The organism is Actinoplanes oryzae, assembly GCF_030757795.1.
GTDB lineage: Bacteria > Actinomycetota > Actinomycetes > Mycobacteriales > Micromonosporaceae > Actinoplanes.
In genome coordinates this window covers 1-8,578 of the sequence record NZ_JAUQWH010000257.1, presented here as the reverse complement: position 1 = coordinate 8,578, position 8,578 = coordinate 1, and the positions used below count along the sequence as shown (strand labels likewise).

Sequence of the window (8,578 nt, the reverse complement as noted above, 5' to 3'; positions counted from 1 at the left end):
CGATTCGGGGACGCCCATGCCGGCGGCGAGCTGCGACCGGTGCCGCGCCACGATGAACAGCGCGTAGTCGATGCCGACCGCGAGGCCGAGCATGACGGCCAGCGTCGGGGCGGTCGTGGGCAGGGTCAGCGCCCCGGCGACCGTGGTGAGGGCCGCCGCGGTGCCGCCGACCCCGAGCAGCGCCGTGAGCAGGGGCAGGCCGGCCGCCACGAGGGAACCGAACGTGACGACCAGCACGACCAGGGCGATGAGCAGCCCCGCGGCCTCGGTCACATGGCTCGTCTCGCCGGGGGTGTCGCCGTACGCGGAGCCGCCGAGCTCGACCCGCAGCCCGGCGTCGCGGGCCGGCTGGAACACCGCTTCCAGGGCGTCGAGGGTCCCGTCGCCGAGCTGCGCGCGGGTCACGGGATAGCCGACGTTTGCCAGCGCCGTGCTGCCGTCGGGCGAGACCGTCCCGGCGGTGAACGGATCGGCCACGCCGGCCACCTGCGGCGCCTTGGCCGCGGCGGCGACGGTCTGCTCGATCACCGCCCGCGACTCGGTGATCCGGTGGCCGGTGGGAGCCACGAACACGACCTGAGCGGTGGCGCCGGCGGCGGCGGGGAACTCCGCGCCGACGGTGTCCAAGGTCTGCTGGGCGCGGGAGCCGGGGATGGCGAAGTCGTCCTCGTACGAGCCGCCGAGCGTCGCCGCGAGCGCGCCCACCGCGACGAGCACGGCCAGCCAGGCGACCAGAACGATGCGGCGGCGCCGGAACGACCAGGCGCCGAGCCGATGAAGCAGTGCGGCCATCCGAGGAACTCCCAGGGCAACTGTCGGGACAGGGGAGCCCCAGCACACCGCGGGTGCCTGACGGCCGGCCGGACCCGGACCTGACGGTTGGCTGACTGTCCGCCCCTCAGCCAACCGTCAGGGTCAGCGGCGGCCGGCGGTAAGGAGCCGGTGCTGTGCTGCTGGTCCGTACGCGCTGGGAGGCAGGTATCGATGCGAAAACTCTGGATCGTCGCCGCGGTGGTGGTCGTCGCCGTGCCCGGGCTCGGCTTCGCCGCCGACCGGGTGGTCGCGGCACGTGCGGCCGGCCGGCTCGCCGACCGCCTGGCGTGCGCCGCGAAGCTGAGCCCGGCTCCGGAGGTCTCCTTCGGCGGCACACCGTTCCTCGTGCAGGCGGCCCGCGGATCCTTCGGCACGGTGCGGGTGCGGGCGCCCCGGGTGTCGTCGGGCCGCTTCACCGTGGCCGTCGACGCGACGGCCCACGACGTCAGCCTGCCCGGCGGCGGTGGCGCCGTGCGGGCGGGCTCGCTCACCGCCGACGTCACCGTTCCCTACGCCGTGCTCGGTGCCGCCGCCGGGCAGGACGGCACACCCGCGGCGCAGTACGGCGGGGACGACAGCGGCCGGCTCACGATCGGGATGCAGACGCAGCTGCTCGGCGGCGCCCAGCAGCTGACGGTCCACGCGACGCCGACGATCGCCGGCGGCACCCTCGTCGTGCAGCCCGAGGAGGTGGAGATCCCGGTCCTGGGCCTGCGGGTGCCCGCCGACCGGCTCGGTGACCGGGCGCAACCGCGCACGATCACCCTGCCCGCCCTCCCGGCCGGTGCCGGCTACGCGGCGGCGAAGGCGACCGCGGCCGGGCTCGTCGTCACGATCACGGCGGCGGGACTGGAAGCGGGCGCCACCGGAGGCGGCGGGTGCGACTGACGCCGGTCAGGCCAGGTGGAAGGGGTCCCGGCCGAACACGAACGTGGCGATGTCCATCTTGTCCACTGTGCCGTCCGGGGCCCGGAGCACGTGCAGCAGCTCGCCGGCGTTCGTGCCCGCCGTGCCGCGCCACCGGTCCGGGGCCTCACGCACGAAACGCCACGGCGCCCGGGCCGCCCCGGCGAGCGGGGTCATGACCAGCTCCTCGCCGTCCGGGGCGACCTCGTACTCCATGCCCATCCACCACCACCGGCCGCACAGCTCGGCGGTCTCGCCCGTGGGAGCCGGCGCCGGGCGCCACGGCTGGACGGCCGGCGGGGAGGCGTCCAGCACGGCGGTGAGGGCCTCCAGGGCGACCGTACGGATGCTCGTGCCCCGCAGCCCGTACGCGTTGGCGAAGGCGACGACCCCCAGCCGGCTGGGCCGGTGCACCAGCAGCTGCGCGGCGTAACCGGGCATCGAGCCGCCGTGGCCGACGTAGATGCGCTCGCCGACGCGGTTCATCTCCGGCCCCAGCCCGTGCCCCGCCGTCCACGTCCCGTCCTGCATGGCGACCGGGGTGCACATCTCGTCGAGGGTGGCGCGGCTGAGCACCGCGGGCGCCGGGTCGGCCAGGAACCCGGCCCACTTGGCCAGGTCGGTCGCCGTGGACCACAGCTGACCCGCCGCGGCCATCGCGCCCGCGTCGTGGCGGGGCTCCTCGTGCAGGCTGCCGTCGAGGGCGTGGACGACATACCCCCGGGCGTACGGCTCCACGGGCTGATACGTGGTCCGCTTCATGCCCAGCGGGTCGAGGACGCGCTTGCTCACCCGGGTGGCCCACGGCTCGCCGGTCACCCGGTGGATGACGGCGCCCAGGAGGCCGTACGCCAGGTTGGAGTAGTGGTAGTCGCGCCACGGCGGGCCGGCGATCTTGTCCGCGGTGAGGCCGGCCAGCAGCTCGTCCACGGACTGGCCGGCGGTGCGCTCCCACCACGGGCCGTCGGGCTCGCGCCGCAGCCCCGAGACGTGCCCCAGGAGCTGGCGCAGCGTGACGGCGCCGAGCGGGGTGCCCGGCAGGTGGCGGTAGAGCAGGTCGTCCAGGCTCAGGGCGCCCTCGTCGCGCAGCTGCAGCAGCAGCGTCGCGGTCAGCGTCTTGGTGATCGAGCCGATCCGGTACTGGGTCTTCGGGTCCGGCGGCGGCGTCTCGCCGGCCCCCGTGAAGTGCAGCAGCGAGCGGTCGCGGACCACCGCCAGGGCCAGCGACGGGGCCCGGCCGGTGCGCTGCGCGCGGGCGGCTATCTCGGTGACGGTCCGGGCGGTTTCCGGCAGCAGCGACACGGGTGCGTTCCTCCAAGGGGTCGGTCCCTGGGTCCAACTGCCCGGCGGGCCACGGGGAACGGATGAAAGTGGGGGCCGCGCCGGATCGTCGTGGATGCGTGGACGTGTCAGGATCGAAGCATGGAATCGGTCCTGTGGCTCGTGCTCGCGATCGCGCTGGCGATCGGCGAGGCCTTCACGGCGACCTTTCTGATCATCTTCTTCGCGGCGGGTGCGCTCGCGGCGGCCGGCGTGGCGGCGCTCGGCGGCCCGGTGCTGCTCCAGGTCATCGTCTTCGCCCTCGTCTCCGGGCTCTCGGTCGGCATGCTGCGGCCGATCATCACGCGGCACGCCAGGTCCGCGCTGGAGACGGGCGAGACACCGTTCGGCATCGAGGCGCTCGAGGGGCAGCACGCCACCGTCCTCGAGGAGGTCGGCGCCGACAAGGGCCTGGTCAAGGTCGAGGGGGAGTTGTGGACGGCACGATCGTTCGACGGCCACGAGATCTACGAGCCGGGCGAGCGCGTCCGCATCATCAAGGTCAAGGGCGCCACCGTCATCGTGTGGCGTGACGAGACCCCGAACATATAGGGGCACCCATGGACGCTGTGATTGGCGTACTCATCCTCGTGATCGCCCTCTTCGCGGTGATCACTCTCATCCGGTCGGTCCGCATCGTTCCCCAGCAGCGCATGGACGTCGTCGAGCGGCTGGGCAAGTACAAGCGCACCCTGTCTCCCGGCCTCAACCTGCTGGTCCCCTTCGTCGATGCCGTGCGCACCAAGGTCGACATGCGCGAGCAGGTGGTCAGCTTCCCGCCGCAGCCCGTCATCACGTCCGACAATCTCGTGGTCAGCATCGACACCGTCCTCTACTTCAAGGTGGTCGACCCGGTCCGGGCCACGTACGAGATCTCGAACTTCCTGCAGGCCATCGAGCAGCTGACCGTCACCACCCTGCGCAACGTCATCGGCTCGCTCGACCTCGAGCGCGCCCTGACCAGCCGCGAGGAGATCAACCGGCACCTGTCCAGCGTGCTCGACGAGACCACCGGGCGGTGGGGCATCAAGGTCACCCGCGTGGAGATCAAGGCGATCGAGCCGCCGCCCAGCATCCGCGACTCCATGGAGAAGCAGATGCGCGCCGAGCGCGAGCGCCGCGCCACCATCCTCAACGCCGAGGGTCACAAGCAGGCGCAGATCCTCACCGCCGAGGGCGAGAAGCAGGCCGCGGTGCTGCGTGCCGACGGTGACCGCCAGTCGCGCATCCTGCAGGCCGAGGGCCAGGCCAAGGCCATCCGCACGGTCTTCGACGCGATCCACACGTCCAACCCGTCGCAGAAGGTCCTCGCCTACCAGTACCTGCAGTCGCTGCCGCAGATCGCCAACGGCACGGCGAACAAGGTGTGGATGATCCCCACCGAGTTCACCAAGGCGCTCGAGGGGCTCGGCGGGGCGCTCGGCGGGCTGGCCGGCATGGTCGGCGACGAGCCCTCCGACAAGGTGGACGCCGGCGCCGTCGAGCGCGAGGCGGTCGCCGCGGCCGAGGCAGCGGCGGCGGAGGCCCAGGCCGTCAACGCCCAGGTGCGCGAGGCCGAGGCGCAGGTCTCCGGCGACACCGGCCCGAAGGGCCTGCCCGCGCCCGAGACGATCCCGCCGTCGTCGGCGCTCGGCGCCGCCGACTACAACGGAGCCGGCGAGCCCGAGCGGGCGTAACGCTCAGGGTGCAACACGGGAGTAAATAGGGCCAAACCCCGCGCGGGAGCGCGGGGTTTTGCCATGGTGGACTTTCCGACGGTGCCCCCGGCCGCTCGCCCGACCCAAGGCGGAGCCATGAGCACGAGCCAGTACCAGACCGCGAGCGGTCGCCCCCTGCGCGTCGCCCCGGCCTGGGTGGGCGCGCCCGGCTCCGAGAGCGCCGACCCCACCGCCTTCCCCGTACGCGACGCGGTGTGGATCTGGTCCGTCCGCCGCTACGCCCGCACCGCCCTCTGGGCCCTGCCCGCCGGCGCCGTCCTGCACGGCTGGGCCACCCTCGGCGTCGCCGTCCCGCCCGGCCCGCTGCCCGTCCAGCTCGCCGCCGCCTGGCTCACGACGGTGGCGATGATCGCCCTGGCCGGCCTGCTCGCCGGCACCCGCGCCCGCCGCTCCGCCGCCGCCGGCCTGCTCATCAGCCTGGCCGGCGCCGTCCTCTGGCTGCCCCTCACCACCGTGCCCGCCGGAGCCGCCGTGCCCGCCGCCGGTCTGCCCGCCGGCCACGTGCGCCCCGCCGCCCTGATCGCCGCCGCCGTCCTGGGCACCGGCTGGCTCCTGCTCGGCTGGGCGGTCTTCCGCTCCCGCCTGGTCAACCCGGCCGACGGCGTCCTGCTGATGCTGGCCGCCGTCTCCGTGGGCGCGGGCACCTTCGCCGTCAAGCCCCTGCCGACCGTCGGCGCCCTGCTGCTGCTGGCCGCGGGCATGGGCCTCGCCTGGACCGGCGGCCGCCTCGTCCCGCCCGCCTGACCGTGTGATCTTCGTGGGGCATAATCCCGCCCGTGCAGGACGAGAAGCGGGTGCCCGCCGGATACACCTCCGAGCGTGTCGGGTTCTTCACCGATGCGGTCTTCGCGATCGCGATGACGCTGCTGGTCATCGACATCCCCAAGCCCGAGGACGAGAGCGAGTTCGGCGTCGGCGAGGTCGGCCGTGCCCAGGCCGCCCGCAACCTGCTCCACTTCCTGTACGAGCAGATCCCGTCCTTCTCGGCGTACCTGCTGGCGTTCTACCTGCTGTGGATCGTGTGGCGGCAGCACCATGAGCTGTTCGACCAGATCGGGCGGGTGTCCCCGGGCGTCATCCGGCTGCACTTCCCGTTGCTGCTGCTCGTCGGGTTCGTGCCCTATGCGACGACGGTCTACGACCACAACACCCGCAACCCCGCCGCGGCGGGGCTGTTCTCCGTCATGGTGGCCGCGCTGCTGATCATCCGCTCGGCGCTGCAGAGCCGGGCCCTCAAGGACGGCCTGCTGCACGAGGACGTCGACCTGGCCGCCTACCGTACGGACGCCCGGTCCTCATGGATCGTGGCCTGGTACTTCCTCGCCACCGTGCTGTTCACGTGGTGGACGCCGTGGATCACCTTCCTGTGGTTCGGGGCGCCGGTGCTCGGCTCGTTCCTGAACTCGCGGAAGCCTCGTGCCGTGGCACAGTGAGTGGCATGGGCAAGGTGGTCGCTGACATCTCCGTGTCACTCGACGGGTTCGTGACCGGGCCCGGTGCCGGGCCGCTCGCCGGGCTCGGCCGGGACGCGGAGGGCCTGCACACGTGGGCGTTCGCCGACGACGCCGTGGATCGAGAGGTGCTCGCCGCAGCCACCAACGCCACCGGGGTCGTGGTCATGGGCCGGCGGACGTTCGACGTGATCGACGGGCCCGAGGGGTGGAGCGACACCGTCGGGTACGGCGCCGGGCACGCCGCCACGCCGCCCGTGCTCGTGGTCACGCGGCGCCCGCCCGCCGAGATGCGGCTGGAGCGGGACAGGTTCACGTTCGTCGTCGACGGGGTGCGCAGCGCCGTCGCCAAGGCCCGGGACCTCGCCGGGGGACGTGACGTCGTGCTGATGGGCGGGGGCGAGCTGATCCGCGGGGCCCTCGACGCGGGGGTCGTCCAGGAGCTGCGGTTGCACCTGGCGCCTCTGATCCTCGGCGCGGGCACGCCGCTGTTCCCCGGCGGTGCGGTGCCGCGGCAGCTGCGGCAGATCCACGTGCGCCCGTCGGCGCACGCGGTGCATCTCACGTACCGGATCGACTGAGCTCGTAGAACGCGATCGCCGCCGCCGTGGCCACGTTCAGCGAGTCGACTCCGGCGTGCATCGGGATCGACACGCGGACGTCGGCGGCCGCCATCGCCCGGCGGGTCAGGCCCGGGCCTTCCGCACCGAGCAGCAGAGCGGGCCGCTCACGCTGGGCGGCACTCAACTGCGCCAGGGGTACGGTGTCCGCGCCCGGTGTCATCGCCAGCAGCGTGAAGCCGGCCTCCCGGACGGTGTCGAGTGCCTCGGCCCAGTTCTCGGTCTTCGCGTACGGGATGGCGAACACCTCGCCCATGCTGACCCGCACCGATCGGCGGTAGAGCGGGTCGGCGCAGTCGGGGGAGAGCACCACGGCGTCGATGCCCAGGGCCGCCGCGCTGCGGAACAGCGCGCCGAGGTTGGTGTGGGTGTTGAGCCCCTCGAGCACGGCCAGCCGGCGGGCCTTGGCGAGCAGGTCGGGCAGGGCCGGCAGCGGACGCCGGTGGAACGACGCGAGGACGCCGCGGTGCACGTGGAAGCCGGTGATCGACTCCAGGACCGGGGGCGCTCCGGCGTACACGACGGCGTCGTCCGGGAGACCGGTGAGCTGGTTCACACGCTTCTCGTCGACGAGGACCGAGCGGAGCCGGTAGCCGCCCCGCAGGGCACGGTGGATGACGAGCTCACCCTCGGCGATGAAGAGCCCGTTCGGCGGTTCCCACCTGGTACGCAGCTCGACGTCGGTCAGGGCCCGGTAGTCCGCGATGCGGTCGTCGTCGGGGGTGGTGATCTCGGCGTACGGCACAGGGGCATTGTGCCCGGCGCCCACCCGGCGGCGGACCGGTGGGTTGACGCCCGTTTCGTCCCTCGGCGTCCAGGTACTGTTGCCGCCGTTGAAAGGACGGTGGTCACGATCACCCAGCTCCGCACCGACCGGCTCCTCCTCCGGCAGTGGCGCGACGACGACCTGTTGCCGTGGGCGGCTCTCAACGCGGACCCGATGGTGCGCGAGTTCCTCGGCCCGGCGCTGACCTATGAGCAGAGCGCCCAGTCGATGGAGCTGTTCCGCGCCGAGCTGGCGGCCCGCGGCTGGGGCTGGTGGGCGCTGGAGGTGCCGGCGACGGGGGAGTTCATCGGCTTCGCGGGTCTCGACCCCACCGACGAGAGCAGCCCGGTCCCCGGCGTCGAGATCGGCTGGCGGCTGGCCCGCGGGGCGTGGGGCCACGGCTATGCGACCGAGGCGGCGCACGCCCTGCTCGACTTCGGCTTCGCGGAGCTGGGGCTCGGCGAGATCCTGGCCATCACCGTCGCCACCAACCGGCGCTCGCGCGACGTCATGCACCGGCTCGGCATGACCCACGACCCGGCGTGCGACTTCGAGGACCCGGAGATCCCGGCGGGCCCGCTGCGGCACCACGTGCTCTACCGCATCGCCCGGCCTCCCGCCGTGCTCTAGGGTTGCTTGATGCTGGTGGATCCCCTCGAGGCGTTGCAGCAGCGGCGCAGCGCGAAGTGGCGTGCCCATCCCGGCGACGTGCTGCCGATGTTCGTGGCCGAGATGGACGTGCCGATCGCGCCGGTGATCGCCGAGACGCTCAAGGCCGCGATCGACGCCTCCGACACCGGCTATGCGGCCGCGGGGCCGTCGTCGGGGCTCGGCGAGGCGGTCGCGGGGTTCGCCGGGCGCCGCTGGGGCTGGGAGATCGATCCCGCGCGGGTCACCCCGGTCACCGACGTGGGCGTGGGCGTCGTGGAGCTGCTGCGCGTGCTGGCCGAGCCCGGCGGCACCGTGGTGATCAGCCCGCCCGTC

General features: G+C 73.4%; 10 protein-coding genes and 1 pseudogene. 8 read left to right on the top strand and 3 right to left on the bottom strand.

What is annotated here, in order from left to right; genetic code table 11:
• Positions 1-792 (bottom strand): MMPL family transporter (locus tag RBH18_RS41610; protein ID WP_306216023.1); only part of this gene is annotated, 792 nt, incomplete at its 3' end.
• A gap of 192 nt (positions 793-984) precedes the next feature.
• On the opposite strand from RBH18_RS41610, the gene RBH18_RS41605 reads away from it, so the two are divergent.
• The gene (locus RBH18_RS41605) at positions 985-1,701 is read left to right on the top strand and encodes an LmeA family phospholipid-binding protein (protein WP_306216022.1); all 717 of its coding nucleotides are present in this window, start codon (positions 985-987) and stop codon (positions 1,699-1,701) included.
• A gap of 6 nt (positions 1,702-1,707) precedes the next feature.
• On the opposite strand, the gene RBH18_RS41600 is transcribed toward RBH18_RS41605, so the two are convergent.
• Entirely contained in the window at positions 1,708-3,021 is a 1,314-nt protein-coding gene (locus RBH18_RS41600) for a serine hydrolase domain-containing protein (protein WP_306216021.1), read from the bottom strand.
• Between the two features lie 120 nt (positions 3,022-3,141).
• Between RBH18_RS41600 and RBH18_RS41595 the strand changes: the two genes are divergently transcribed.
• The 5 genes from RBH18_RS41595 (at position 3,142) to RBH18_RS41575 (ending at position 6,789) form a co-directional block, all read left to right on the top strand.
• Complete coding sequence (locus RBH18_RS41595) at positions 3,142-3,591, top strand: NfeD family protein (RefSeq protein ID WP_306216020.1); 450 nt, start codon at positions 3,142-3,144, stop codon at positions 3,589-3,591.
• An 8-nt stretch (positions 3,592-3,599) separates the two neighbouring features.
• Positions 3,600-4,715, top strand: a complete 1,116-nt coding sequence (locus RBH18_RS41590) for an SPFH domain-containing protein (RefSeq protein ID WP_306216019.1) — start codon at positions 3,600-3,602, stop codon at positions 4,713-4,715.
• 117 nt (positions 4,716-4,832) lie between these two features.
• Entirely contained in the window at positions 4,833-5,501 is a 669-nt protein-coding gene (locus RBH18_RS41585; RefSeq protein ID WP_306216018.1) for a hypothetical protein, read from the top strand.
• Between the two features lie 32 nt (positions 5,502-5,533).
• The gene (locus RBH18_RS41580; RefSeq protein WP_306216017.1) at positions 5,534-6,190 is read left to right on the top strand and encodes a TMEM175 family protein; all 657 of its coding nucleotides are present in this window, start codon (positions 5,534-5,536) and stop codon (positions 6,188-6,190) included.
• A 5-nt stretch (positions 6,191-6,195) separates the two neighbouring features.
• A complete protein-coding gene (locus RBH18_RS41575; RefSeq protein ID WP_306216016.1) occupies positions 6,196-6,789 on the top strand; it encodes a dihydrofolate reductase family protein in 594 nt (197 codons plus the stop codon).
• Here the strand turns inward: RBH18_RS41575 and RBH18_RS41570 are convergent.
• Entirely contained in the window at positions 6,770-7,597 is an 828-nt protein-coding gene (locus RBH18_RS41570; protein WP_306216015.1) for a TrmH family RNA methyltransferase, read from the bottom strand. The two genes, RBH18_RS41575 and RBH18_RS41570, sit on opposite strands and share 20 nt — an antisense overlap.
• Positions 7,598-7,672: 75 nt before the next feature.
• Here RBH18_RS41570 and RBH18_RS41565 point away from each other — a divergent pair, with 75 nt between their 5' ends.
• Both RBH18_RS41565 and RBH18_RS41560 read left to right on the top strand, forming a co-directional pair.
• Positions 7,673-8,224 (top strand): GNAT family N-acetyltransferase, encoded by a 552-nt coding sequence (locus RBH18_RS41565; protein ID WP_306216014.1) that lies wholly within the window; start codon positions 7,673-7,675, stop codon positions 8,222-8,224.
• 9 nt (positions 8,225-8,233) lie between these two features.
• Positions 8,234-8,578: pseudogene (locus tag RBH18_RS41560) on the top strand (pyridoxal phosphate-dependent aminotransferase); the annotation flags it as partial.

Bases quoted from the DNA above. Each gene is read 5' to 3' on its own strand.
- RBH18_RS41595 (WP_306216020.1), top strand. From the start codon at position 3,142: ATGGAATCGGTCCTGTGGCTCGTGCTCGCGATCGCGCTGGCGATCGGC.
- RBH18_RS41585 (WP_306216018.1), top strand. From the start codon at position 4,833: ATGAGCACGAGCCAGTACCAGACCGCGAGCGGTCGCCCCCTGCGCGTC.
- RBH18_RS41590 (WP_306216019.1), top strand. From the start codon at position 3,600: ATGGACGCTGTGATTGGCGTACTCATCCTCGTGATCGCCCTCTTCGCG.
- RBH18_RS41575 (WP_306216016.1), top strand. From the start codon at position 6,196: ATGGGCAAGGTGGTCGCTGACATCTCCGTGTCACTCGACGGGTTCGTG.
- RBH18_RS41605 (WP_306216022.1), top strand. From the start codon at position 985: ATGCGAAAACTCTGGATCGTCGCCGCGGTGGTGGTCGTCGCCGTGCCC.